The following is a 25080-nucleotide window of genomic DNA, read 5'->3' as shown; positions in this document are numbered from 1 at the left end:
AAGACCAATGAAATTGCGAGATCTGGCGGGAAATGACTTTCCCGAGATCGCCGAACTGATCGCAGGACCCGCGGGCGATATCGAGATTACCGGACTTTCCTCGGATAGCCGTAAGGTCGAGCCGGGCATGCTGTTTGCCGCCCTTGCCGGCACCAAGGCCGATGGCGCGGGTTATATCGGCGATGCTGCTGCTCGCGGCGCCGTTGCCGCCGTTTCCGGCCATATTGCCGAAGCCGGCATTCCGGTTCTCGCCGTTTCCAATCCGCGCCGTTTTCTCTCGCTGGCCGCTGCTCGGTTTTACGGTGCGCAGCCGAAAACCATGGTTGCCGTCACCGGTACTGCCGGCAAGACTTCTGTTGCTTCTTTCACGCGCCAGATCTGGGCGCATGCCGGTTATGCCGCAGCGCAGATCGGCACGACCGGTGTCGTGTCTCCGACCCGCAACGACTACGGTTCACTGACCACGCCGGACCCGATCAAGCTGCAGGAGCTCTTGGCCGAGCTTGCGTCGGAAGGCGTCACGCATGCGGCGATGGAAGCCTCCAGCCACGGTCTCGACCAGAGCCGCCTGGACGGCGTGCGCCTTGTCGCTTCCGCCTTCACCAATCTCGGCCGCGACCACATGGATTACCATCCGACGGTCGGCGACTATATGGCTGCAAAAATGCGGCTGTTCGATACGCTGACGCCATCCGGCGCGCCTGCGATCATCTTTGCCGATGACGAGGAATGGTCCGAACACGCGATCGAGGTTGCGATCGCCTCCGGCCTCGATGTGCGCACGGTCGGTCGCAAGGGCGGTTATCTCTGCCTCAAGCGCGTCGAGCATTTCCGTCACAAGCAGACTGCCGAAATCGTCGTCGGCGACGAGATTTTTGAAGTCGATATTCCTCTTGCCGGCGATTTCCAGGTGGCGAATGCCCTGGTCGCGGCAGGGCTTGCCATGTCCACCGGCGTTTCGGCCAAGGTGGCGATGGCGGCGCTCGAAAAGCTGGTCGGCGCCCCCGGCCGTCTCGAACTGGTAGGACAGACGAAGGACGGCGCGCTCGCTTACGTCGATTACGCCCACAAGCCGGATGCGCTGGAAAACGTGCTTTCCTCGGTTCGTCCTTTCACCACCGGCCGCATCGTTGTTGTCTTCGGTTGCGGCGGTGACCGCGACAAGGGCAAGCGGCCGATCATGGGCGAAATCGCCACGCGGCTTGCCGATATCGTCATCGTCACCGACGACAATCCGCGCTCGGAAGTGCCCGAGCAGATCCGCTCGGAAATCATGGCGGCGGCACCCGGCGCGATCGAGATCGCTGACCGGGCGCAGGCGATCCGCCATGCCGTCTCGCTTCTGAAATCCGGCGATACGCTGATTGTCGCCGGCAAGGGACATGAAGAGGGCCAGACGATCGGTACGACGGTTCTGCCGTTCTCCGATCATGTCGAGGTCCGCAAGGCGCTGGCGGATGTCGGCGAGGAGGTCGCATCGTGAGCTGGCTCTGGACATCGCAGGACATGGTCGCTGCCATGGGCGGCCGGCCTTTCGGGCAGTTGCCGACCGGCATTACCGGCATTTCCATCGACAGCCGTTCTGTCGGCGCCGGCGAAGCCTTTTTCGCGATCAAGGGCGATCGGGTCGACGGGCATGATTTCGCCAGCCTCGCGGTCGCCAATGGCGCATCCCTGATCGTTGTCAGCGAAGCCAAGATCCCCGCACTCGGCCGTCTTACCGTGCCGATGATCGTCGTCGAGGACGTGCTGGCGGCGCTCGTCAAACTTGGCATCGCCTCGCGTGAGCGCAGCCTGGCCCGCATCGTCGCGATCACCGGCTCTGTCGGCAAGACGACGACCAAGGAAATGCTGCGCAATGCTCTATCGCCCTCAGGTCAGGTGCATGCCGCGGTTGCCTCCTTCAACAATCACTGGGGCGTGCCGCTGACGCTTGCCCGCATGCGGGCGGAAACCGAATTCGGCGTGTTCGAGATCGGCATGAACCATGCCGACGAGATCCGGCCGCTGGTCAAGATGGTGCGGCCGCATGTGGCCGTGATCACCACGATCGCCGCCGCCCATCTCGGCCATTTCAAGAACCTCGAAGAGATCGCTGCCGCCAAGGCCGAGATTTTCGAAGGCCTTGAGCCGGGCGGCGCGGCCATTCTCAACCGCGACAATGCGCAGTTCGGCTTTCTCGAAGAGCGCGCGCAAGAAGTTGGCGTCGAACGGATCTATACGTTCGGCCAACATGCGAAGGCGGATTTCCGGCTTGCGGATTACGAAGGCAATGCGACCGGCTCCGTCGTCTGGGCCGTGCTTGGCGGCGAGACGGTGGAAGTGCAGATCGGCGCTCCCGGCCGCCACATCGCCGAAAACGCCATGGCGGTCCTCGGAGCTGCAAGCCTCGTCGGCGCCCATATGGAAGGTGCGATTGCAGCGCTTGCCGGGCTGAAGGCCGTCAAGGGCAGGGGCGAGCGCCATCTGCTCGGCATCGGCGAGGGGCACCTGACCCTGATCGACGAAAGTTATAATGCCAATCCGGCCTCGATGCGCGCAGCAATCGCGCTGCTTGCCGCAACCGAGCCGGAAATTTCCGGCCGCCGTATCGCCGTACTCGGCGACATGCTCGAAATGGGCACGTTTTCGCCGCAGCTGCATGAGGAGCTCGCAGGCGTGCTGCTCGCTGCCGGCATCGAGCATGTCTGGATGGCCGGCGCGGAAATGGCGGCATTACGTGATGCCCTGCCTGACAGCGTCGACAGCCAGTATCGCGAAACAACTGCCGAACTCGTCGATTTCGTCGTGCAATCCGTCCAGCCGGGCGATGTGGTGATGGTAAAATCCTCGCTCGGCCTTGGTTTTGGCAAGATCATCGCCGCTTTGCTTGACAACTATCCTCCATTTGCCGACACGGAGCGCAACCCGTGAAGAATACCCCGCTCGAGAAAGGGCTTCCATGCTGATCTGGCTTGTCGAACTGTCGGACAAACTCCAATTCTTCAATCTGTTCCGCTACATCACATTCCGGACCGGTGCTGCCCTCTTCACCTCTGCGCTGATCGTTTTCCTGTTCGGCCCGCGGATGATCGACGCCCTGCGCGTGCGTCAGGGCAAAGGCCAGCCGATCCGTGCCGATGGGCCGCAGACGCATTTCAAGAAGGCCGGTACGCCGACCATGGGCGGCCTGATGATTTTGGCCGGCATTGTCGGTGGATCGCTGCTCTGGGCGGACCTTTCCAACATCTACGTTGTCGCGACGCTGCTTGTAACACTCGGCTTCGGCGCGATCGGCTTTTATGACGATTATCTCAAGGTCACCAAGCAGACCGACAAGGGCTTTTCGGGCAAGGCCCGTCTCGGCATCGAGTTCCTGATCGCCGGTATCGCCGTGTTCTTCATGATGCGGCTTGCCATGGTCACCGAACAGTCAGCCAACCACCAGCTGGCCACCTCGATCGCCTTCCCTTTCGCCAAGGACTTTCTGATCAACCTCGGCTATTTCTTCATCCTGTTCGGCGGTTTCGTCATCGTCGGCGCCGGCAATGCGGTGAACCTGACCGATGGTCTCGATGGTCTCGCCATCGTGCCTGTGATGATCGCGGCCGCCTCCTTCGGCGTGATCGCCTATCTCGCCGGCAACGTGGTGTTTGCGAACTATCTGCAGATCAATTTCGTGCCCGGTACCGGTGAACTTGCCGTCATCATGGGAGCGGTGATCGGGGCGGGGCTCGGCTTCCTGTGGTTCAATGCGCCGCCGGCCGCCATCTTCATGGGCGATACCGGTTCGCTGGCACTCGGCGGCCTGATCGGTTCGGTGGCAGTTGCCACCAAGCACGAAATCGTCATGGCGATCATCGGCGGCCTGTTCGTGATGGAGACCCTGTCGGTCATCATCCAGGTCGGTTTCTTCAAGCTGACCGGCCGCCGCGTCTTCCTGATGGCGCCGATCCACCACCATTTCGAAAAGCTCGGCTGGACGGAAAGCCAGGTGGTTATCCGCTTCTGGATCATCGCCGTTGGCCTCGCCATGCTCGGCCTCTCGACCCTGAAGCTGCGGTAAAACCTCGATGATCGCGGTCACGACCTTCAAGGACAGAAACGTCGCCCTTTTCGGCCTTGGTGGCTCCGGTCTTGCGACCGCGCAGGCGCTGGTCGCCGGCGGTGCCAAGGTCACGGCCTGGGATGACAATCCCGACAGCGTGGCCAAGGCCCAAGCTGCGGGCGTGACGACGGCTGATCTGCGGACCATCGACTGGTCCGCACAGGCTGCCTTCGTTCTGTCTCCGGGCGTGCCGCTTACCCATCCGAAACCGCATTGGAGTGTGGATCTGGCTCGGTCAGCCGATGTCGAGATCATTGGCGATGTCGAGCTGTTCGTCCGCGAACGTCGTGCCCATGCCCCTGATTGCCCTCTGATCGCGATCACCGGCACCAATGGCAAGTCGACCACGACGGCGCTGATCGCGCATATCCTCAAATCGAGCGGCCGCGACACGCAGCTCGGCGGCAATATCGGCGTGGCGGTGCTGACGCTCGATCCGCCGCAGGCGGAACGCTATTATGTCGTCGAGTGCTCATCCTACCAGATCGATCTTGCCCCGACGCTGAACCCGACCGCCGGCATCCTGCTCAACCTGACACCCGACCATCTCGATCGGCATGGGACGATGCAGCATTATGCCGATATCAAGGAACGTCTGGTGGCCGGGTCGAAGACCGCGGTCGTGGGCATCGATGACACATTTTGCGCGCTGATTGCCGACCGTATCGAGCGGGCCGGCGTCAAGGTGAAGCGGATTTCCAAGCGCAATGTCGTTGCCGACGGGATCTATGCCGAGGGAAGCGGGATCATCGAGGCCGAAGGTGGAAAGTCTTCGCTGCTGATCGATCTCGACGGCATCGCGACGCTGAGGGGCAGCCATAACGCCCAGAACGCCGCCGCTGTGATTGCCGCGTGCCTCGCAGTCGGTGTTTCTGCAGACGATATCCGTGCTGGCCTGAAATCCTTCCCCGGCCTGAAACACCGTATGCAGCCTGTCGGGCGTCGTGGGCAGGCCGTGTTTGTCAACGATTCGAAGGCGACCAATGCCGATGCTGCGGCGCCGGCACTGTCCAGCTACGACCGGATCTACTGGATTGCCGGTGGTCTTCCCAAGGAAGGCGGCATCGCAAGCCTCGCACCACTCTTCCCTCATATAAGGAAGGCGTATCTGATCGGAGAGGCAGCTCCTGCGTTTGCTGCGACCCTCGGTGAGGCGGTGCCTTATGAGATTTCGGGCACGCTGGAACAGGCCGTGACGCACGCCGCCGCAGATGCCGCAGAAGACAGTGCCGCCTCGGCGGTCATGCTGTCGCCGGCCTGCGCAAGTTTCGATCAGTTCAAGAATTTCGAAGTTCGCGGCGATGCCTTTGTCGGCCTGGTCGCAGCCCTCGACGGCATAAAAATGCTGATCGACACCGGAAAAGGAAACTGAAGATGGTAAGCCGCGCAGACCGTGGGCCGCTCGCAGACTGGTTCTGGACGATCGATCGCTTCTTCCTGGCGGCCTTCATCCTGTTGATGGGCATCGGCTTCATGTTGTCCTTCGCCGCATCGCCGGCGGTGGCCCAGCGCATCGGCCTCGACGATTTCCACTTCGTCCAGCGCCACGCCATGTTCCTGATTCCGTCGATCATTGTGATGGTCGGGCTTTCCTTCTTGACGCCGCGTCAGGTGCGCCGAACGGCGATCGTACTGCTCACCATCTCGCTGGCACTGATGGTGCTGGCGCTGTTCTTCGGCGTCGAGGTCAAGGGCGCGCGCCGCTGGATCGGTGTTGGCGCTTTCTCCGTACAGCCGTCGGAATTCATGAAGCCGGCCTTCGTCGTCGTCTGCGCCTGGCTGTTTTCCGAGCATGCGCGCCAGCCGGAAATTCCGGGCAATCTGTTTGCCATCATCCTGTTCGGCATCGTCGCAGCACTTCTCGTCGCTCAGCCCGACCTTGGCCAGACCATTCTGACCAGCGTCGTCTGGGGTGGCATGTTCTTCATGGCCGGCATGCCCTGGCTGTGGATCGTGCTTCTCGGCGGTTTTGGTGCGGGCGGTCTGGTCGCGGCCTATTACATGCTGCCGCACGTCACGGCCCGTTTCGACAAGTTCTTGACCGGCGAGGGCGACCGTTTCCAGGTCGAGACGGCGCATGAGGCCATCGTGCGCGGCAACTGGTTCGGTCAGGGACCGGGCGAGGGTATCGTCAAGCGCATCCTGCCGGACAGCCATACCGACTTCGTGTTTTCCGTTGCGGCGGAAGAATTCGGCATCATCTTCTGCATGGCGCTGGTCGCCATCTTCGCCTTCATCGTTCTGCGCGGCCTGAAACACGCTTTCAACGAGCGCAACGACTTCAACCGCTTCGCGGTCGCGGGCCTCGTCCTGCAGATCGGCATGCAGTCGATGATCAATATCGGCGTCAATCTCGAGTTGATGCCGGCAAAGGGTATGACGCTCCCGTTGATCTCCTATGGCGGATCGTCTCAGATCGCCATATGTGTGACTGCAGGCTTCATTCTGGCACTGACACGTCACCGGCCGGAACGGCGGGCGCAGGAGCGAAGCCTCTTCCGCGTCGCATCCGGAGTTCCGGCGGAGTAGGACTATGAGTAAGGGTATTATCTTGTTAGCCGCCGGCGGGACCGGCGGTCATCTGTTTCCGGCCGAAGCGCTGGGCCACGAGCTGAAAGCGCGTGGCTTTTCCGTGCATCTGGTCACCGACAGCCGCGCCGAGCGTTTTGCCGGCAAATTCCCGGCCGACGAAATCCATGTCGTGCCGTCCGCGACCTTCGCGTCGAAGAATCCGGTCGCCATGCTGAAGACCGGATGGAAGCTGTGGACCGGCATGCGCGCTGCACGCCGTTTGATTTCGCGACTTAAGCCGATCGCCGTCGTCGGTTTCGGCGGTTACCCGACCGTGCCGCCTTTGATGGCGTCGACCGGCATGGGCGTGCCGAGCCTCATTCATGAACAGAACGCCGTCATGGGCCGCGCCAACAAAATGCTGGCATCCCGCGTTCAGGCAATTGCCGGCGGCTTTCTGCCGGAGACCAACGGACCGTTTGCGGCAAAGACCGTGACGACCGGCAATCCGGTGCGCCCCGCCGTTCTCGACGCGGCAGAGACGCCTTATGTCGCGTCGCGTGGAGATGATCCGTTCCGGCTCGTCGTGTTCGGCGGCAGCCAGGGCGCGCAGTTCTTTTCCTCTGCCGTGCCGACGGCGCTCAGCCTTCTTGAGCCCACGGAGCGCGCACGGCTCTCGGTGACCCAGCAAGCCCGTCCCGAGGACGAGGCGCGGGTGACCTCCTGCTTCGGCAAGCTGAATGCATCCGGCGATATCTCGCCGTTCTTTTCGGACATGGCCGAGCGTCTTGCGAAAGCGCATCTGGTGATCTGCCGGTCCGGCGCCTCGACCGTGTCGGAAATCTCCGTCATCGGCCGTCCTGCCATCCTCGTGCCCTATCCCTATGCTCTGGATCATGACCAGGCGGCCAATGCGGCAGCACTGGTCGCGACGGGCGGTGCGGAAGTCGTGGCGCAGTCAGAACTTTCGCCGGAACGGCTGTCCTCGATGATCGCTTCGGCGATGAAGGAGCCGGAGCGGCTCGAAAAAATGGCGGCGGCCGCGAAACAGGCGGGCCGGCCGAATGCGGCGGCGGCGCTGGCGGATCTCGTCGTAGCGGTCGCGGAACGCAAATCTCTATCGGAATTTAAGGGAGTAAGGGCATGAAGATGCCGAAGGCCATCGGCCTCGTCCATTTCATCGGCATCGGCGGGATCGGCATGAGCGGCATTGCCGAAGTGCTGCACAATCTCGGCCACAAGGTTCAGGGCTCCGACCAGTCGGACAGCGCCAATGTGCAGCGCCTGCGCGCCAAGGGCATTCCGGTCTTTGTCGGCCACGAGGGTGACAACCTCGGCGATGCCGAAGTCGTCGTCGTTTCGACCGCGATCAAGAAGACCAATCCGGAACTGATTGCTGCCCGCGAAAAGAAGCTGCCGATCGTTCGCCGCGCCGAAATGCTGGCCGAGCTGATGCGTTTTCGTAATGCGATCGCGATCGGCGGCACGCATGGCAAGACGACGACCACGTCCATGGTCGGTGCGCTGCTCGAAGCCGGCAATCTCGACCCCACCGTCATCAATGGCGGCATCATCAACGCTTACGGCACCAATGCCCGCATGGGCGAGGGCGAATGGATGGTGGTGGAGGCCGACGAATCGGACGGTACCTTCCTGAAGCTTCCGGCCGACGTAGCAGTCGTCACCAATATCGACCCGGAGCATCTCGACCATTACGGCAATTTCGATGCTGTGCGCGCCGCCTTCCGGCAGTTCGTCGAGAACGTGCCCTTCTACGGTTTCGGCGTGCTCTGCCTCGATCACCCGGAAGTTCAGGTGCTGGTCGGCAAGATCGAGGACCGCAAGGTCGTCACCTATGGTGAAAACCCGCAGGCCGACGCACGCTTCTCCAACATCCGCATGGAAGGCACGAAGTCGATCTTCGACGTTGAAATCCGTCGCCGCCGCACCGGCCGGGTGTTTTCGTTCAAGGATCTGGTGCTGCCGATGCCAGGCCGCCACAATGTTTCCAATGCGACCGCAGCGATCGCCGTCGCCAACCGGCTCGGGATTTCCGAAGAGGATATCCGCAAGGGTCTTGCCAACTTTTCCGGCGTCAAGCGGCGCTTCACGCTGACCGGCACCTGGAACGGCGTGCAGGTTTTTGACGATTACGGCCACCATCCGGTCGAGATCAAGGCGGTGCTGCGCGCCGCCCGCGAAGCGTGCCAGGGCCGGATCATTGCGGTTCACCAGCCGCATCGGTACTCGCGCCTGTCGAGCCTGTTCGAGGATTTCGCCAATTGCTTCAATGACGCCGACAGCATCATTCTGGCGCCGGTTTATGCCGCAGGCGAAGATCCGATCGAAGGGGTGAATTCGGAGGCGCTGGTGTCGCGGATCCGCTCGGGCGGGCATCGCGATGCGCGTTATATGGAGAACCCGACGGAACTGGCGTCTATCGTTGCCGGCATTGCTAAACCGGGTGATTTCGTGGTTCTTCTGGGGGCTGGCAATATCACGCAATGGGCTGCGTCGTTGCCAAGGGAACTTGAGGGTATTTCGGGACAGTGAGAATGAAGCAGGTAAATGGGGAAAAGCTGCTGGCGTCGCTCGGGGACGGCGTCAAGGAATTGCGTGGGCGCCTGACGCCTGATGCTCCGATGGATCGTGTCACCTGGTTCCAGGCCGGCGGGCTCGCCGAACTGATGTTCCAGCCGCATGATGTCGACGATCTCGTGACCTTCCTGAAACTTCTGCCCGCGGATGTGCCGCTGACCGTGGTCGGTGTCGGCTCCAATCTTCTGGTGCGCGACGGCGGTATTCCGGGCGTTGTGATCCGTCTTTCGGCAAAAGGTTTTGGCGGGCTCGAACTGGTCGGCGAAAACCGCATCCAGGCCGGTGCCATCTGCCCGGATAAGTATATCGCCGCCATGGCGATGGATAACGGCATTGGCGGTTTCGCCTTCTATTATGGCATTCCCGGCTCGATCGGCGGGGCGCTGCGTATGAATGCGGGCGCCAACGGCACCGAGACGAAGGATCGTGTCGTCGAAGTGCATGCGGTCGATCGCCAGGGCAATAAACACGTCTTCACCAATGCCGAGATGGGTTACAGCTACCGCCATTCGTCGGTCAGCCCGGACCTGATCTTCACGCATGCGATCTTCGAAGGTTATCCGGAAGACCGCGCAAAGATCCGCGCCGAGATGGACGCGGTCCGTCAGCACCGAGAAACGGTACAGCCGGTCAAGGAAAAGACCGGTGGCTCGACCTTCAAGAACCCACCGGATCATTCGGCCTGGAAGGTGATCGACGAGGCGGGCGGTCGCGGCCTGATGAATGGCGGCGCACAGATGTCGTCGCTGCACTGCAATTTCATGATCAATATCGGCCATGCCACCGGTTACGATCTCGAATATCTCGGCGAGACGATCCGCCAGCGGGTGTTCGAACATGCCGGCATCAAGCTGGAATGGGAAATCAAGCGGCTGGGCATTTTCATGCCGGGTCGTGAGGTAAAGCCTTTCCAGGGTGTCACGACGGAGTAAGTCATGTCGGGCGCCGAGCTTTTCGAAAGGATAGAACGGCGCCAGGCACTGGTTTTCAACGAGCGGACCAAGCTGGTCGCTGGTTCGCTCGATCGGCTTTCGACAGCGTCGGTCGTTGCCGGCCTCATCGGGCCGATCGCATCTTCATCCGCGACAGGTTCCATGGCGGCGATTACGCAGTCGGTCGCAGTATCGACGCTGACTTGGCTTGTTGCGGCTTTCCTATTACATTTTACCGCAAGGCAAATGTTGGGAAAGCTGAGGTTATGACCTTCTTGCAAGCCTTTTACATGTACATCCTGCCGTTGGCGATTTCAGCAGCCTGCCTTGTATGGCTTGTCTACGACAAGTGGCAGGAGCGCCGGAAGGATCGACTTCATCCCGGCGAATAACCGTCCAATTCTCCAAAGAAAAAGCCCGCGAGGCCAAAGGCTTCGCGGGCTTTTCGATGCTGTTGATTCAGTCTGGGATCAGACTTCGTCCTTGCCCGAAAGCAGGATGCAGGCGAGCGTTATGACCGCCGAGAGACCGAGGTAGTAGCCGACATAGGTCATGCCGTAATTGGCCTGCAGGTAGGTGGCGATATAGGGTGCTAGCGAGGCGCCGAAAATGCCGGCCAGGTTGAAGGTGATCGACGAACCCGTATAGCGGACCGCGGTCGGGAAGGGAGCGGCAAGCGCCGTACCGATCAGGCCGTAGGTCATGCCCATCAGCACCATGGCGAGAACCACGAAGATGAAGATCGCGCCTTCGCCATTGGTCATCAGGGACGGCAGGATGAACGAGAACAGGCCGATCAGGACGGTCGTCAGGATCAGCATTTCGCGGCGGCCGAAGCGATCGCCGAGCTTGCCAATGACCGGGATGGCCAGACCGAAGACGATGGAGCCGAGGATCTGCACTTCCAGTGCATCCAGGAACGGCATCTTCAGGACCTTGATATTGTAGGACAGAAGATAGGCCGAGCCGATGTAGAAAAGCACGAAGGTGGCAAGCGCCACGAAGGTGCCGAGGAACAGGCTGCGCTTGTGCTTGCGGAACAGCTCGGCAACCGGAACTTCGACGCGCTCATGCTTGTCGATGGCCTTCTGGAAGGCCGGCGTTTCGGTGATCGAGAGACGGACCCACAGGCCGATGGCGATCAGCAGGATCGAGGCGAGGAACGGAACGCGCCAGCCCCAGGAGAGAAGCGCTTCCTGCGAGATGAAGTGCAGAAGGATCCAGAAGACACCCGAAGACAGGAACAGGCCGACCGGAGCGCCGAGCTGCGGGAACATGCCGTACCAGGTCTTCTTGCCCGGAGGTGCGTTTTCGGTTGCGAGCAGAACTGCACCGCCCCATTCACCGCCGAGACCAAAACCCTGGCCGAAGCGGCACAGAGCAAGCAGCAGCGGAGCAAGGACGCCGATCTGGCTATAGGACGGCAGAAGGCCGATCACGACCGTGGAGATACCCATGGTCAGGAGGGCTGCCACCAGCGTCGTCTTGCGGCCGACGCGGTCGCCGAAATGGCCGAACACGATGGCGCCAAGCGGACGGGCGAAGAATGCGATCGAGAAGGTCGCAAAGGAGGCAAGTAGCGCCGTCGTCGCATCGCTGTTCGGGAAGAACAGCGTCGGAAAGACGAGAACCGCAGCGGTCGCATAAACATAGAAGTCGAAGAATTCGATCGTCGTGCCGACCAGGCTGGCCGTCAGGACGCGTGCAGGCGAATTCGTTGCAACAGGCGCTAACGGCTCAGCAGACGGCGAGGCGGAGGGCATCGCGTTTGTCATACTGATTCCAATTCAGAAGGATGTTCATGTGGATCTTTAATGAAGAACCGGGTCGGCATTACAGTAATTTTCTGACGAAGAAAACAGGAATCGCGCAATAAAATACAAGTTTTTCGCGCATTTTGAATTCGTTCCTTATGAGCGATTCCCTGGATGTGGTGCCGCCGGTTAACGCGGGCATCCTGTCCTAAGCTTTTGCGTTAACCATTTCATCATCAAAAATAGCCATTGTTTTCATATGCTTGGTACTTCGGATTAACAAAGATAAACGATTTGTTAACCATTTCGGTGCACCATGAAGTCGTGGTTCAAAGTGCCGGATTCGCTCAGTCGAGCAAGTTTGGCGCAAGCGCCGATCGATAGACTGAAGCCCTTTTCCTGGGAGTGGTGAATGACAGACAAGCACGTGGCCGTTTTGATGGGAGGATTTTCCTCCGAGCGGCCTGTCAGCCTGTCTTCTGGCAATGCCTGTGCTGCCGCGCTTGAGGGCGAGGGGTATCGGGTAACGCGCGTCGATGTTTCGCGCGATGTTGCTGCCGTCCTTTCGGAGTTGAGGCCTGACGTTGCATTCAATGCGCTGCACGGTCCTTTCGGCGAAGACGGCACGATCCAGGGCATCCTCGAATATCTCGAAATTCCCTACACCCATTCCGGCGTGCTCGCTTCCGCGCTTGCCATGGACAAGGGGCAGGCCAAGCATGTGGCGAAAGCGGCCGGCGTGCCGGTTGCTGAGGCCAAGGTCATGGACCGGTTCGATTTCACCTCGGTCCATCCGATGAAGCCGCCTTATGTGGTTAAGCCGGTTTGCGAAGGTTCGTCCTTCGGCGTCGTTATCGTTCAGGAGAATCAGTCGCATCCGCCGCAGGTCATTACCTCTTCGGACTGGAAGTATGGCGACCGGGTTCTGGTGGAGCGTTACATCTATGGTCGCGAACTGACCTGCGGTGTCATGGGTGATGTCGCCCTTGGTGTCACGGAAGTGGTTCCGACGGGTAACGCCTTCTACGATTACGACGCCAAATATGCAGCCGGTGGTTCGAAGCATGTCATCCCGGCGCAAATTTCACCGATTATTTACCAAAAATGTCAGACATTGGCGCTCAAGGCGCATCAGGCGATGGGCTGCCGTGGCGTCAGTCGCTCGGACTTCCGTTACGACGACCGATTCTCGGAAAATGGCGAGCTTGTCTGGCTGGAGATCAATACCCAGCCCGGCATGACCCCTACATCGCTTGTGCCCGAAATGGCCGCTCATGCTGGCCATTCCTTTGGTGAACTCGTCCGTTGGATGGTGGAGGACGCATCGTGCTTGCGTTGAACGGCAAAAGAGCGGGCGGACCGCGGGGGCATGGTCAGGCGCAGTATCTTAGCGCCGATGACCGTCGTGTCCTGCCGCGTCCTCTGCGCCGCATCGTTCGCTTCTGCATCAGCCTGGCAACGGGTCGGATCCATATTCCGGAGCATGCAGGCACTGCCGCAACCTTCGGCTTTTTCGCTGTGGTCGGCCTTTATGGCATGTCGCTCGGCGGCCATACGCAGGACGTCGCCCAGGCGACCACGGCAGCTGCCGGTTTTGCGATCGAAGACGTCAAGGTGTCGGGCAACGACCAGACGTCCGAGATCGATATTCTCCAGCTCCTCGGCCTCGACGGCACCACGTCGCTCGTGGCGCTCGATGTCGATGCTGCGCGCCGCAAGCTCGCAGAGCTTCCCTGGGTTCGTTATGCCGAAGTCCGCAAGGTCTATCCGAAGACGATCGAGGTGATGCTGAAGGAGCGTGAAGCGTTCGGCATCTGGCAGCATGGCTCGGATCTGTCGCTGATCGAAAAGGGCGGCGAAGTGATTGCTCCCCTGCGTGACAGCAAGTTTGCATCCTTGCCGCTCTTTGTCGGCCGTGATGCGGAAAAGCAGGCGGCGAGCTTCGTTGACTCGATGGCCGCATGGCCCGACCTGCGGTCGCGGGTGAAGGCTTATGTCCGGGTCGCCGGTCGTCGCTGGGATCTGCACCTCGACAATGGCGTCGTGCTGAAGCTGCCGGAAAGCGATGTCGACAAGGCGCTCGCCGTGCTGGCGCGCCTTGAAAAGGAACAGCGGATCCTCGAGCGCGATATCGCCGCCGTCGATCTTCGTCTCCAGGACCGGACCACAATCGAACTGACGGCTGCGGCTACAGAACGCCGCAATGATGCCGTCGAAGCAAGAACCAAGGCGTTGAAGAAGGCAGGAGAGTCGTGAGCGTATTCGGTTCTTCCCATTTCGGGCTTCCCAGGATGAAGCCGCTCTCCTCCAAGAGGAGCCATATCGTATCGGTGCTCGACATCGGATCGACCAAGGTCGTCTGCATGATCGCCCGTCTGACCCCGCGCCAGGAAAGCCAGATCCTTCCGGGCCGCACTCATAATGTCGAGATCATCGGCATCGGCCATCAGCGTTCGCGTGGCGTCAAGTCTGGCGTCGTTGCCGATCTCGATGCGGCCGAAAGCGTCGTGCGTCTTGCCGTCGATGCGGCAGAGCGCATGGCGGGCCTCACGGTCGACAGCCTGATCGTCAATGTTTCCGCCGGTCGTCTGTCCAGCGATGTCTACACCGCGACGATCGACCTCGGCGGCCAGGAAGTCGAAGCTTCCGATCTGAAGCGGGTTTTGGGCGCTGCCAGCCAGCGCTCGCTGCGCCAGGACCGCGCCACCCTGCATTCGCTGCCGACCGGCTTTTCGCTCGACGGCGAGCGCGGCGTGCGTGATCCGCTTGCCATGTTCGGCGACGTTCTCGGCGTCGACATGCATGTCGTGACGGCCGAACGTGCGACGCTCAAGAACCTCGAACTCTGCGTCAACCGCGCTCATCTCTCGGTCGAGGGCATGGTCGCGACGCCTTATGCCAGCGGTCTTGCTGCCCTGGTCGATGACGAAGTCGAACTCGGCTGCGCCGCGATCGACATGGGTGGTGGCACGACGACGATCTCGGTCTTTGCCGAAGGACGTCTCGTCCATACCGATGCGATCAGCCTCGGTGGTCATCATGTGACGACCGATCTGGCTCGCGGCCTTTCCACCCGCATCGAGGATGCGGAACGGATGAAGGTCGTGCATGGCTCGGCCGTTTCCAACGGCGCCGACGAGCGCGACATCATCGCGGTTCCGCCGATCGGCGAAGACGACCGCGATCTGCCGACCCAGGTGCCACGCGCTCTCGTTACCCGGATCGTCAAGGCCCGTATCGAAGAGACGCTCGAACTGATCCGCGACCGCATCCAGAAATCCGGCTTCAGCCCGATTGTCGGAAAGCGTGTCGTTCTGACCGGTGGCGCAAGCCAGCTGACCGGCCTTTCCGAAACCGCACGGCGCATCCTTGCCCGCAACGTCCGGATCGGCCGCCCGATGGGAATTTCGGGCCTGCCTGCTGCTGCCAAGGGACCGGCCTTTTCCACCGCCGTCGGCCTGATGATCTATCCGCAGGTCGCCGACATGGAAACGCATGCTTCGCAGGGCGGCCTGATCGGCTCGCTCGGAAACGGCAACGGGCGTCTCGCCCGTGTCGGACAGTGGTTGAAAGAGAGTTTTTGAGACGGCCGCCCAGCTTTTGCTACCGGTGGGATCATCTCAGATAAGTTGCAATGAATTGGCCAGCTCGGCGACGCGGCCAGAAGAAGAAGGACAGGTACAATGACGATCAAGCTGCAAAAGCCTGACATTACCGAGCTGAAGCCTCGGATCACGGTATTCGGCGTCGGTGGCGGCGGTGGCAACGCCGTCAACAACATGATCACGGCCGGGCTGGAAGGCGTCGACTTCGTCGTCGCCAACACGGATGCCCAGGCACTGACCATGACCAAGGCCGAACGCATCATTCAGATGGGCGTGCAGGTTACCGAAGGTCTCGGCGCCGGCTCGCAGCCTGAAGTCGGCCGTGCTGCTGCCGAAGAATGCCTCGATGAGATCGTCGATCACCTGAACGGCACGCATATGTGCTTCGTCACCGCCGGCATGGGCGGCGGCACCGGCACCGGTGCTGCTCCGGTCGTCGCGCAGGCTGCACGCTCGAAGGGTATCCTCACCGTCGGCGTCGTCACCAAGCCGTTCCACTTCGAAGGCCAGCGCCGCATGCGCCTTGCCGAGCAGGGCATTGCCGAGCTGCAGAAGTCGGTCGATACGCTGATCGTCATCCCGAACCAGAACCTGTTCCGCATCGCCAACGACAAGACGACCTTCGCGGACGCCTTTGCCATGGCCGACCAGGTTCTCTACTCGGGTGTTGCCTGCATCACCGACCTGATGGTCAAGGAAGGCCTGATCAATCTCGACTTCGCCGACGTCCGTTCGGTCATGCGCGAGATGGGCCGTGCGATGATGGGTACCGGCGAAGCTTCTGGCCAGGGCCGTGCAATGCAGGCTGCTGAAGCTGCCATCGCCAACCCGCTGCTCGACGAAACCTCGATGAAGGGCGCACAGGGCCTGCTGATCTCGATCACCGGTGGTCGCGACCTCACCCTGTTCGAAGTCGACGAAGCTGCGACCCGCATCCGCGAAGAAGTCGATCCGGAAGCCAACATCATCCTCGGCGCAACCTTCGACGAATCGCTTGAAGGCATCATCCGCGTCTCGGTCGTTGCCACCGGCATCGACCGTGCACATGGCCATGGTGATATCGACCTGCGTGCCGCTGAAATGCGCGCAGCCGCAAAGCCGATTATCCGTCCTTCTGCGGCCGTTGCTCCGGCTCCGGCCGCACCCCAGCCTGTCATGATGCAGGCCGCTCCGGTCATCAAGGCCGCTGATCCGATCGCCGACACCATCCGTCAGGCGGAAGCTGAAATGGAACGCGAACTGGCCATCCCGGCACCGATGCCGGTCGCTCCGGCACCGCAGCCGGTCATGCAGGAAGAAACCTTCCGCCCGCAGAGCCGCCTGTTCACGCCGTCCGCTCCGGTCGAAGCCCCGGTCATGCAGCGTCCGGCCCCGCAGCCGGCGCCTGTCCAGCACATGCAGCCGTCCGCTCCGGTCATCTCGCAGCCGGCTCCGGCTCCGCGCATGGCACAGCCGATGCAGCATGAGCCTGTCATGTCGCGTTCGCCGGTCATCGAACCGGTGCGCATGCCGAAGGTCGAAGACTTCCCGCCGGTCGTCAAGGCCGAGATGGATCACCGTACGCAGCCTGTACAGCATGTTCAGGAAGAGCGCGGCCCGATGGGTCTCCTGAAGCGCATCACCAACTCGCTTGGCCGTCGTGACGAAGACGACGTCGTTGATCAGGCGCCGCAGGCTCAGGCCCCGGCACCGCAGCAGCGCCGCCCGCTTTCGCCGGAAGCAAGCCTCTACGCACCGCGTCGCGGCAACCTAGACGATCATGGTCGTGCCCAGCCGCAGTCCTCGCATCACGAAGACGATCAGCTCGAAATTCCGGCCTTCCTGCGCCGCCAGTCGAACTGAATTAACGGTCGATAAAATTTGTGAATGGGGCCCGGGTCGACAGACCCGGGCCTTGCGCGTTTAAGCATTGCGCCGAACAAGAGCGGGGTCTCGCGAGGGTCTGAATAAGCGATTTCTTATCAATGGTTTGCGAAACGGAAATCGCGATTCGCCAGCGCGGAGCGAGGCGGCTAGCAGGGCAGAGTTAACGCCGTAACAATCCGAAACGAACAGTGATTTGGAATGTCCCAAATCGCTGCGTATGTAGGAAGCTAAGAGACGTCGCATTGCCTGTCGGATACAGGCGCCGCGACATTCGAAAATACGGCCCCGATGATTGGGGGCCGCGAGAAGAAAGCAGTGAGAATGACCATCGGATTGCTCGGGTTCCAGACCACCATCGCCGCCCCGGTTACATTGGCCGGCATCGGCGTTCATTCTGGTGCGCCCGTCAGCATCACCTTCCAGCCCGTCGAAGCCGGCACCGGCATCGTGTTTTCGCGCCAGTTCGCCGACGGTACCTCTGCCGAATATCGCGCCGTTTCCTCGCAGGTCGGCGCAACGGATCTCTGCACCGTGCTCGGCACCTCGCCGTCCCGCTGGGTCGCGACGATCGAACACGTGATGGCCGCTCTTTATGCGCTTGGCGTCGACAACGTCATGGTCGAAGTCGATGGCGGCGAAATGCCGATCATGGACGGCAGCTCCTTTGCCTTCATCGAAGCGATCGAACAGGCCGGTATCGTCAACCTGTCGGCCAAGCGTCGCTACATTCGCGTCGTCAAGCCGGTGCGGATTGATTCGGGTGCGTCCTGGTCGGAGTTCCGCCCGCATGACGGCACGCGATTCGAAGTCGAGATCGATTTCGCCTCGCCGCTGATCGGTCGCCAGAGCTGGAAGGGCGAACTCACCGCGCCGCGCTTCAAGCAGGAACTTTCCCGCGCTCGTACCTTCGGCTTCATGCGTGATGTCGAGCGCCTCTGGGCAGCCGGTTACGCGCTCGGCTCCTCGCTCGAAAATTCCGTCGTCATTTCCGACGATGATTCGGTCGTCAATGTCGAAGGCCTGCGTTACACGGACGAATTCGTTCGCCACAAGACGCTCGACGCCGTTGGCGATCTGGCGCTTGCCGGTGCCCAGTTTATCGGTTGCTACCGTTCCTATCGCGGCGGCCACAAGATGAATGCCAATGCCCTGAAGGCTCTTCTGAGCGATCCGACCGCCTATGAAATCGTCGAGGCTCCGACCTCGCGCGTGGCGCGGCTGAGGGCAGGGGACTTCGTCCCGGTCAGCGTCTCGGAAGCGGCGCCGTCCTTCGCCTGAATTCACCTCCAGTGAACCTTGACCGCTTTCCATGATGGAAAGCGGTTTTTTCTTGGATGACAGGCATATAGGGCGGTCGCCCGCCACAAAAATGCATTAATGCGTCATCATTGCGTTGCCCTGCCATTGCTTTTATGGCTAGAAACGGCCTGCTCTCACAGCCGGCTGGAATGGGCGGGACATCGGGAACTGTCGAATGACGAATGCGAAGTCTGTAGGAATGCGTAAAACAGCAAGGCTGGCGCTCGTCTCGTTGGTGCTTTCGGGCGCAGCGATGGGCATGACGGCCTGCCAGTCCGATAAGGACGTCGATATTACGAAGCTCGGCTTCGAAAGCGAATCGCCGGAAATGCTCTACAATCAGGGTCTGGCGAACATGAAGGCCGGCAACCTGCTTGAGGCGGCCCGCAAGTTCGACGCCATCGACCGCCAGAACCCGTTCACGGAATGGGGCCGCAAGGCGCTGGTGATGAGCACGTTCACGAAATACCGCCTCGGCCGCAACGATGATGCAGTCGCCGCCGGCAACCGTTATCTGAACCAGTATCCGAGCTCGCAGGATTCGGCCTACGTCCAGTATCTGGTCGGTCTGGCCTATTCCAAGCAGATCGCTGACGTGACGCAGGACCAGAAGGCGGCCACCAACACGATCTCGGCGATGAGCAAGGTTGTCAACGACTATCCGAATTCGGAATATGTCGAGGATGCGCAGACGAAGATCCGCTTTGCCCGCGACCAGCTGGCCGGCAAGGAAATGCAGATCGGCCGCTACTATCTCGAGCGCAAGGAATATCTGGCCGCGATCCAGCGCTTCCGCACCGTGGTCGAGACCTATTCCAATACCAACCAGGTCGAAGAAAGTCTGGCGCGTCTGACGGAAGCCTATTTCGCCATGGGTATCGTGGAAGAAGCCCAGACGGCAGCTGCCGTTCTCGGCCGCAACTATCCCGACAGCCAGTGGTATGCCGACAGCTACAAGCTCCTGAAGGGCAGTGGCGTCGAGCCGCGTGAAAACAAGGGTTCCTGGATTTCGCGCGCCGCATCGAAGATCGTCGGCGCCTGACGGACGCCAGAGACGTTAAAGAGGCCCCATGCTGATCCAGTTGTCGATCCGCGATATCGTCCTGATCGAGCGGCTGGATCTCGCCTTCGAGGCCGGGCTTTCGGTTCTGACGGGCGAGACCGGCGCGGGTAAGTCCATCCTTCTCGACAGTCTGTCGCTGGCCCTTGGCGGCCGCGGCGATGGCGGTCTCGTGCGCCATGGCGAGGACAAGGGGCAGGTGACGGCCGTGTTCGACGTGCCGGGCAACCATGCCGCCCGAAAACTTCTGCGCGACAATGGCCTCGACGATGACGGCGACCTGATTTTTCGCCGTATCCAGTCCGCCGACGGGCGCACCCGCGCCTCGATCAACGACCAGCCGGTCAGCGTACAGCTGATGCGCCAGATCGGCCAGGTTCTGGTCGAGATCCACGGACAGCATGACGATCGTGCGCTGATCGATACCGATGCCCACCGGACGCTGCTGGATGCCTTTGCCGGCCTCACTGACGAGGTTTCGACCGTTTCCGGCCTCTACCGCTCATGGCGTGATGCCGATCGCGCCTACAAGGCGCACAAGGCCAAGGTGGAGGCCGCCGCCCGCGAGGCAGACTATATCCGCGCTTCGGTCGAAGAGCTGGAAGCGCTTGCGCCACGTGACGGCGAGGAAGACGAGCTCGCAGAACAGCGCTCGAAAATGCAGAAGTCGGAGCGAATCGCCGGCGACATTTCGGAAGCGTCCGAATTCCTGAACGGCAATGCATCGCCCGTGCCGCTGATTGCCTCGATGGTGCGCAGGCTGGAACGCAAGAGCCATGAGGCACCAGGCCTTCTGGAAGAGACCGTCGAACTGCTCGACCAGGCCCTCAATCACCTGTCCAGCGCGCAGATGGAAGTCGAGGCGGCACTGCGCCGTACCGAATTCGATCCGCGCGAGCTTGAGCGCGTCGAGGAACGGCTGTTTGCGCTGCGTGCCGCCGGTCGCAAATATTCGGTCGCGGTCGTCGACCTGCCGGCGCTGGCCGAAAAGATGGTTGCTGATCTCGCCGATCTCGATGCCGGCGAAGAACGTCTCGGGGAACTGGAAAAGATCGCCGTCGCCGCCAAGGCGGAATTTGACGCTGCGGCTCAGGCACTTTCTGCCAAGCGCTCGGCGGGTGCCGGCACGCTGGCCGATGCCGTCATGGCCGAATTGCCGGCGCTAAAACTGGAACGTGCCCGCTTCATGGTGGAAGTGACAGCCGATGCGGATGCAGCGACGGCGGAGGGCATCGATACCGTCGAATTCCACGTCCAGACCAATCCGGGCACGCGTCCCGGCCCGATCATGAAGGTTGCCTCAGGGGGCGAGCTTTCGCGTTTCCTGCTGGCGCTGAAGGTTGCGCTCGCCGATCGCGGTTCCGCGCCGACGCTCGTCTTCGACGAAATCGATACCGGTGTCGGTGGTGCGGTGGCGGATGCCATCGGTCAGCGGCTGAAACGCCTGTCGGCAACGGTGCAGGTTCTCTCCGTTACCCACGCGCCGCAGGTGGCGGCCCGTGCAGCAACGCATCTTCTCATCTCCAAGGGGCCGGCCGGCGAAGGGTCCGACAAGATCGCCACTCGCGTGGCGACGATGGAGCCGGAACACCGGACCGAAGAGATCGCCCGCATGCTCGCTGGTGCCTCGGTGACGGACGAGGCGAGGGCCGCGGCGAAGCGGCTGCTGTCCGGTAACGGCTGAGCCTTACTCGGCCGGCGCCGATGCTCGGCCTGTCATGCGGCGCAGGACGTCATCCTTCCAGACATGACGATGGATGAAGACCATGGCGATATGGCCTGCGATCATCGCGAGCAGCGCCCAGGCGAACAGCCCGTGCAGAAGATTGCCCGGCGCCACCATCCATTCGACATTCGTATCGGTGCGCGGCAGTACCTGCCAGCCGAACAGCGTAAGGCCCCATTCCGAGCCGATCGCACGCAGAAGCGCCAGGCCGGGTATCGCCAGCATCAACAGGTAGAGCATCAGGTGGCCGGTGCGAGCCGCAAGGCCGAGCAGCCCGCTTTCATGCGGCGGGCGATCCTTCAGGTTATAGAGGCCCCAGACCGCCCTGACTGCAGCAAGGACAAGAACAGCGAGGCCGAGTTCGCCATGGGTGAGGTTGATCAGGTCCGAGACGGCTGTCTGGCCGAACAGCTTATAAAGCACGATGCCGGAAAACTGCCAGATGAGCAGCAGCGCCATCAGCCAGTGCAGGCCACGTGTCACCAGCCCATAACGCAAACCCGTATCCCGCCAGCGATTCTGCATCCGTTCCCTATCTGACCCTTAACTTGACTGTTCTGCGCCGGTTTAACGGCGGCGGCATGGTTTCGTCCAGTCAAGGCGGGCACAGTTTTAGGGAGAAGGCGGAACTTATTCGTGAGACGGGCTGCATCTATGGCGTATTTCGACCATGCTGTTTGTCGCGAGGTCAGGCGGCCTTGGATATGTCCGATATATCTATATGCACATCCGTGTAAGGAAAGATGACACCTGCTTCATGCCGATCGAGAAGGCCGATCTTAAGCAATCCGGCGAGATCCGCATGGACGGGGCGAAAATCCCGTTTCACCAGTCGGGACACTTCACGCATCGTCATGCCCCCCCTGTTCTTCATGGCAGCAAGAATCGCAACCCGGTTAGGAGTGAGGGCGGCATGGAGATCCTGCCATGTCGCAAAACTGTAGGTCGGCTTGCCGGGATTTCTGGAGGCTTCGAAATCGGCGATGATGTCACTTGCCGTTGCGATGTTTATCCTAAGCGTCGCCATTCTTTTCCAACCTTTCGACTTCGGTGAAGAAGTCGCGCAGCAATGTCGAAACGTCCGTGAAGGCATAGGGCGTTTCGACCGATCCCAAATGCCGGTGGTCGCCTTTGCCGGCCTCATTGTCATACCGCATGACGCAGACTTCGTTCACGACCAGCGCCAAACGGTATTTGTAGAGATGCCTGCTGCCCCTCAATGGCTCCGGTATTTCGAAAACGGAGAGATCCACGAATGACCGTGGTGAGCGATCCAGCCTTCTTTTCAGCAGACAGATTGCGCGAACCACTGATGACCTCCATATCATCATCGAGGAATGGCTTCAATTATCATGACGGAAATCAGGCAGTGGAACCGCGAGGCGCGGTCTTTCGCTTATGAAATTTTGCTCTAAAAACGATTTCCTGATCGAAGGAGTAACATTGCATGGCCGCCGACAAAACGCCCGTAGACACTTTGACCGAAGAACAGGCGGCGGCCGAGCTTGCGTTTCTCGCCGCCGAAATCGCCCGCAATGACGAGGCCTATCACGGTCACGATGCGCCCAATATTTCGGATGCCGATTACGACGCGCTGAAGCGCCGCAACGATGCGATCGAAAAGCAGTTTCCGCAGCTGGTGCGGGCTGACTCACCGTCGGTCAAGGTCGGTGCCGCGCCACTTGCGACCTTCGCGCCGATCACCCATGCACGGCCGATGCTGTCGCTCGACAACGCGTTTTCCGACGAGGACGTCGCGGATTTCGTCGGCTCCGTCTATCGTTTCCTCGGCCAGCTGCCGGACAATTCGATCGCCTTTACCGCCGAGCCGAAGATCGACGGTCTTTCCATGTCGATCCGTTACGAGCAGGGAAGGCTGGTGAATGCCGCGACCCGCGGCGACGGCACGACCGGCGAAAACGTCACGGAAAATATCCGGACGATCAAGGAGATCCCCAACCAGCTTCCGGCCGGCGTGCCTGACGTGGTCGAGGTGCGCGGCGAGGTCTACATGACCAAGAGCGAGTTTCTGGCGCTCAATGCCCGTATGGAGGCCGAGGGCAAGCAGACCTATGTCAATCCGCGCAATACGGCGGCAGGATCGCTGCGCCAGCTCGATGCGAAGGTGACGGCAAGCCGCAACCTGCGCTTTTTCGCCTATGCCTGGGGTGAGATGTCGGACATGCCGGCCGATACGCAGCTGGGCATGGTGCAGACGTTCGAAAAATGGGGTTTTCCGGTCAATCCGCTGATGAGGCGGCTTTTTGCCGTCGAGGACATTATCGGCCACTACAGGCAAATCGGCCTGGAGCGGCCGGATCTCGATTACGAGATCGACGGTGTCGTCTACAAGGTCGACCGGCTGGACCTTCAGGCGCGGCTCGGTTTTCGCTCGCGTTCGCCACGCTGGGCAACCGCCCATAAATTCCCGGCCGAGCAGGCGTTCACCCATGTCGAAAAGATCGACATCCAGGTCGGCCGTACCGGCGCGCTGACGCCGGTCGCGCGGCTGACGCCTGTCACTGTCGGCGGTGTCGTCGTCACCAATGCGACGCTGCATAATGCCGATTATATCGAAGGCATCGGCAATTCCGGCGAGCGCATTCGCGAGGAAGGACATGACATCCGTATCGGCGACACCGTCATCGTGCAGCGGGCCGGCGACGTCATTCCGCAGGTGCTGGATGTCGTGATGGAGAAGCGGCCGGCGGATGCCGTGCGTTACGAGTTTCCAAAGGTCTGCCCGGTGTGTGGCAGCCACGCGGTGCGTGAAAAGAACGAGAAGACCGGCAAGCTCGATTCGGTCACCCGCTGCACCGGCGGCTTTACCTGCAGCGCGCAGGCGACCGAGCATCTGAAACATTTCGTCTCGCGCAATGCCTTCGATATCGAAGGGCTGGGGTCGAAGCAGGTAGACTTCTTTTTCGAGACGGAAGATCCGGCCTTGCAGGTCCGCACCGCGCCGGACATTTTTACACTGAAGAAGCGACAGGAAGCATCGCCGCTGACCAAGCTCGAAAATATCGAAGGGTTCGGCAAGGTCAGCGTCAAAAAACTGTTCGAGGCGATCGATGAGCGGCGCTCCATTGCGCTCAACCGCTTCATCTATGCGCTCGGCATCCGCCATGTCGGCGAGACGACGGCAAAGCTGCTCGCCCGCCATTACGGTACCTATCCGGCCTTCGAACAGGCGATGAAGGAAGCTGCATCACTGACCGGTGACGCCTGGGCGGACCTCAATAATATCGAGGGGATCGGCGAGATCGTCGCCCGTGCCATCGTCGAGTTCTTCAAGGAGCCGCGTAATGTCGAGGTGATCGACAAGCTGCTTGCGGAAGTGACGCCGCAGGCGGCCGAACAGGTTGCGGCCTCGAACAGCCCGGTCGCCGGCAAGACGGTCGTCTTCACCGGCAGCCTCGAAAAATTCACCCGCGACGAGGCCAAGGCACGGGCCGAAAGCCTTGGCGCCAAGGTCGCCGGTTCCGTCTCCAAGAAGACCGATTATGTGGTCGCAGGGCCGGGTGCCGGCTCGAAGCTGGACAAGGCGCGGGAGCTTGGCGTCGAGGTGATGGACGAGGACGAGTGGCTCGCCTTCATTGCCGGCTGATCTTTTCGGTAAAGCGATTTTCATTTCCCCGTGAC

At 61.2% G+C, this 25080-nt stretch carries 20 protein-coding genes; 16 read left to right on the top strand and 4 right to left on the bottom strand.

What is annotated here, in order from left to right:
• Window positions 1–7 precede the first annotated feature (7 nt).
• From FHW37_RS12005 to murB, 8 genes are read left to right on the top strand one after another with little or no spacing between them, the layout of a single operon-like run.
• Complete coding sequence (locus FHW37_RS12005) at window positions 8–1483, top strand: UDP-N-acetylmuramoyl-L-alanyl-D-glutamate--2,6-diaminopimelate ligase (protein ID WP_145636559.1); 1476 nt, start codon at window positions 8–10, stop codon at window positions 1481–1483.
• A complete protein-coding gene (locus tag FHW37_RS12000) occupies window positions 1480–2913 on the top strand; it encodes a UDP-N-acetylmuramoylalanyl-D-glutamyl-2,6-diaminopimelate--D-alanyl-D-alanine ligase (protein WP_145636557.1) in 1434 nt (477 codons plus the stop codon). Before FHW37_RS12005 ends, FHW37_RS12000 begins: the two co-directional genes overlap by 4 nt.
• Before the next feature lie 28 nt (window positions 2914–2941).
• Window positions 2942–4045: a phospho-N-acetylmuramoyl-pentapeptide-transferase gene (gene mraY / locus FHW37_RS11995; protein WP_145636555.1), complete on the top strand. Its 1104-nt coding sequence runs from the start codon at window positions 2942–2944 to the stop codon at window positions 4043–4045.
• A 7-nt stretch (window positions 4046–4052) separates the two neighbouring features.
• Window positions 4053–5459, top strand: coding sequence for a UDP-N-acetylmuramoyl-L-alanine--D-glutamate ligase (gene murD, locus FHW37_RS11990; RefSeq protein ID WP_145636553.1), 1407 nt, complete (start codon window positions 4053–4055; stop codon window positions 5457–5459).
• Between the two features lie 2 nt (window positions 5460–5461).
• Entirely contained in the window at window positions 5462–6616 is a 1155-nt protein-coding gene (gene ftsW / locus FHW37_RS11985) for a putative lipid II flippase FtsW (protein ID WP_145636552.1), read from the top strand.
• A 4-nt stretch (window positions 6617–6620) separates the two neighbouring features.
• Window positions 6621–7745 carry an undecaprenyldiphospho-muramoylpentapeptide beta-N-acetylglucosaminyltransferase gene (gene murG, locus FHW37_RS11980; protein ID WP_145636550.1) on the top strand — a complete coding sequence of 375 codons (1125 nt, stop codon included), beginning with the start codon at window positions 6621–6623 and terminating at the stop codon, window positions 7743–7745.
• Window positions 7742–9151, top strand: coding sequence for a UDP-N-acetylmuramate--L-alanine ligase (gene murC, locus FHW37_RS11975; RefSeq protein ID WP_145636549.1), 1410 nt, complete (start codon window positions 7742–7744; stop codon window positions 9149–9151). Before murG ends, murC begins: the two co-directional genes overlap by 4 nt.
• A gap of 2 nt (window positions 9152–9153) precedes the next feature.
• A complete protein-coding gene (murB, locus tag FHW37_RS11970) occupies window positions 9154–10128 on the top strand; it encodes a UDP-N-acetylmuramate dehydrogenase (protein ID WP_145636547.1) in 975 nt (324 codons plus the stop codon).
• Window positions 10129–10598: 470 nt separating this feature from the next.
• Here murB and FHW37_RS11965 read toward each other — a convergent pair whose 3' ends face one another.
• Window positions 10599–11903, bottom strand: coding sequence for an MFS transporter (locus FHW37_RS11965; protein WP_145636545.1), 1305 nt, complete (start codon window positions 11901–11903; stop codon window positions 10599–10601).
• Between the two features lie 391 nt (window positions 11904–12294).
• Here FHW37_RS11965 and FHW37_RS11960 point away from each other — a divergent pair, with 391 nt between their 5' ends.
• The 7 genes from FHW37_RS11960 (at window position 12295) to recN (ending at window position 21396) form a co-directional block, all read left to right on the top strand.
• Window positions 12295–13221 (top strand): D-alanine--D-alanine ligase, encoded by a 927-nt coding sequence (locus FHW37_RS11960; protein WP_145636543.1) that lies wholly within the window; start codon window positions 12295–12297, stop codon window positions 13219–13221.
• Window positions 13209–14138, top strand: coding sequence for a cell division protein FtsQ/DivIB (locus FHW37_RS11955; protein WP_186458234.1), 930 nt, complete (start codon window positions 13209–13211; stop codon window positions 14136–14138). The genes FHW37_RS11960 and FHW37_RS11955 overlap by 13 nt, the downstream gene beginning before the upstream one ends.
• Window positions 14135–15466: a cell division protein FtsA gene (gene ftsA / locus FHW37_RS11950; RefSeq protein WP_145636538.1), complete on the top strand. Its 1332-nt coding sequence runs from the start codon at window positions 14135–14137 to the stop codon at window positions 15464–15466. Before FHW37_RS11955 ends, ftsA begins: the two co-directional genes overlap by 4 nt.
• A gap of 99 nt (window positions 15467–15565) precedes the next feature.
• On the top strand, window positions 15566–17329 hold the full coding sequence (gene ftsZ, locus FHW37_RS11945) for a cell division protein FtsZ (protein WP_145636536.1): 1764 nt from the start codon (window positions 15566–15568) through the stop codon (window positions 17327–17329).
• Window positions 17330–17674: 345 nt separating this feature from the next.
• The gene (gene lpxC, locus FHW37_RS11940) at window positions 17675–18631 is read left to right on the top strand and encodes a UDP-3-O-acyl-N-acetylglucosamine deacetylase (protein ID WP_145636534.1); all 957 of its coding nucleotides are present in this window, start codon (window positions 17675–17677) and stop codon (window positions 18629–18631) included.
• Window positions 18632–18827: 196 nt separating this feature from the next.
• Entirely contained in the window at window positions 18828–19694 is an 867-nt protein-coding gene (locus FHW37_RS11935) for an outer membrane protein assembly factor BamD (RefSeq protein ID WP_186458233.1), read from the top strand.
• Window positions 19695–19722: 28 nt separating this feature from the next.
• On the top strand, window positions 19723–21396 hold the full coding sequence (gene recN / locus FHW37_RS11930; protein ID WP_145636530.1) for a DNA repair protein RecN: 1674 nt from the start codon (window positions 19723–19725) through the stop codon (window positions 21394–21396).
• A gap of 3 nt (window positions 21397–21399) precedes the next feature.
• On the opposite strand, the gene FHW37_RS11925 is transcribed toward recN, so the two are convergent.
• The 3 genes from FHW37_RS11925 to FHW37_RS11915 form a co-directional block, all read right to left on the bottom strand.
• A complete protein-coding gene (locus FHW37_RS11925) occupies window positions 21400–21963 on the bottom strand; it encodes a cytochrome b (protein WP_145636528.1) in 564 nt (187 codons plus the stop codon).
• Window positions 21964–22126: 163 nt separating this feature from the next.
• Window positions 22127–22465, bottom strand: a complete 339-nt coding sequence (locus FHW37_RS11920) for a hypothetical protein (RefSeq protein WP_145636526.1) — start codon at window positions 22463–22465, stop codon at window positions 22127–22129.
• Window positions 22452–22658 (bottom strand): toxin-antitoxin system TumE family protein, encoded by a 207-nt coding sequence (locus FHW37_RS11915; RefSeq protein WP_246690744.1) that lies wholly within the window; start codon window positions 22656–22658, stop codon window positions 22452–22454. Before FHW37_RS11915 ends, FHW37_RS11920 begins: the two co-directional genes overlap by 14 nt.
• Before the next feature lie 227 nt (window positions 22659–22885).
• On the opposite strand from FHW37_RS11915, the gene ligA reads away from it, so the two are divergent.
• Window positions 22886–25045, top strand: a complete 2160-nt coding sequence (ligA, locus tag FHW37_RS11910) for an NAD-dependent DNA ligase LigA (protein WP_145636522.1) — start codon at window positions 22886–22888, stop codon at window positions 25043–25045.
• The last annotated feature ends 35 nt before the right edge of the window (window positions 25046–25080 follow it).

Origin of the sequence: Neorhizobium alkalisoli, from assembly GCF_007829835.1 — a bacterium.
In the GTDB taxonomy this organism is placed as follows: domain Bacteria; phylum Pseudomonadota; class Alphaproteobacteria; order Rhizobiales; family Rhizobiaceae; genus Neorhizobium.
Note: the sequence above shows the minus strand (reverse complement) of the source record. Positions and strands in the feature narration are given on the sequence as shown.

Excerpts from the sequence above, each read along its gene's own strand:
- FHW37_RS12005 (WP_145636559.1), top strand. The coding sequence starts at position 8 with ATGAAATTGCGAGATCTGGCGGGAAATGACTTTCCCGAGATCGCCGAA.
- mraY (WP_145636555.1), top strand. The coding sequence starts at position 2,942 with ATGCTGATCTGGCTTGTCGAACTGTCGGACAAACTCCAATTCTTCAAT.
- murD (WP_145636553.1), top strand. The coding sequence starts at position 4,053 with ATGATCGCGGTCACGACCTTCAAGGACAGAAACGTCGCCCTTTTCGGC.
- ftsW (WP_145636552.1), top strand. The coding sequence starts at position 5,462 with ATGGTAAGCCGCGCAGACCGTGGGCCGCTCGCAGACTGGTTCTGGACG.
- murG (WP_145636550.1), top strand. The coding sequence starts at position 6,621 with ATGAGTAAGGGTATTATCTTGTTAGCCGCCGGCGGGACCGGCGGTCAT.
- murC (WP_145636549.1), top strand. The coding sequence starts at position 7,742 with ATGAAGATGCCGAAGGCCATCGGCCTCGTCCATTTCATCGGCATCGGC.
- murB (WP_145636547.1), top strand. The coding sequence starts at position 9,154 with ATGAAGCAGGTAAATGGGGAAAAGCTGCTGGCGTCGCTCGGGGACGGC.
- FHW37_RS11965 (WP_145636545.1), bottom strand. The coding sequence starts at position 11,903 with ATGACAAACGCGATGCCCTCCGCCTCGCCGTCTGCTGAGCCGTTAGCG.
- FHW37_RS11960 (WP_145636543.1), top strand. The coding sequence starts at position 12,295 with ATGACAGACAAGCACGTGGCCGTTTTGATGGGAGGATTTTCCTCCGAG.
- ftsZ (WP_145636536.1), top strand. The coding sequence starts at position 15,566 with ATGACGATCAAGCTGCAAAAGCCTGACATTACCGAGCTGAAGCCTCGG.
- lpxC (WP_145636534.1), top strand. The coding sequence starts at position 17,675 with ATGACCATCGGATTGCTCGGGTTCCAGACCACCATCGCCGCCCCGGTT.
- FHW37_RS11935 (WP_186458233.1), top strand. The coding sequence starts at position 18,828 with ATGACGAATGCGAAGTCTGTAGGAATGCGTAAAACAGCAAGGCTGGCG.
- recN (WP_145636530.1), top strand. The coding sequence starts at position 19,723 with ATGCTGATCCAGTTGTCGATCCGCGATATCGTCCTGATCGAGCGGCTG.
- FHW37_RS11925 (WP_145636528.1), bottom strand. The coding sequence starts at position 21,963 with ATGCAGAATCGCTGGCGGGATACGGGTTTGCGTTATGGGCTGGTGACA.
- FHW37_RS11920 (WP_145636526.1), bottom strand. The coding sequence starts at position 22,465 with ATGGCGACGCTTAGGATAAACATCGCAACGGCAAGTGACATCATCGCC.
- ligA (WP_145636522.1), top strand. The coding sequence starts at position 22,886 with ATGGCCGCCGACAAAACGCCCGTAGACACTTTGACCGAAGAACAGGCG.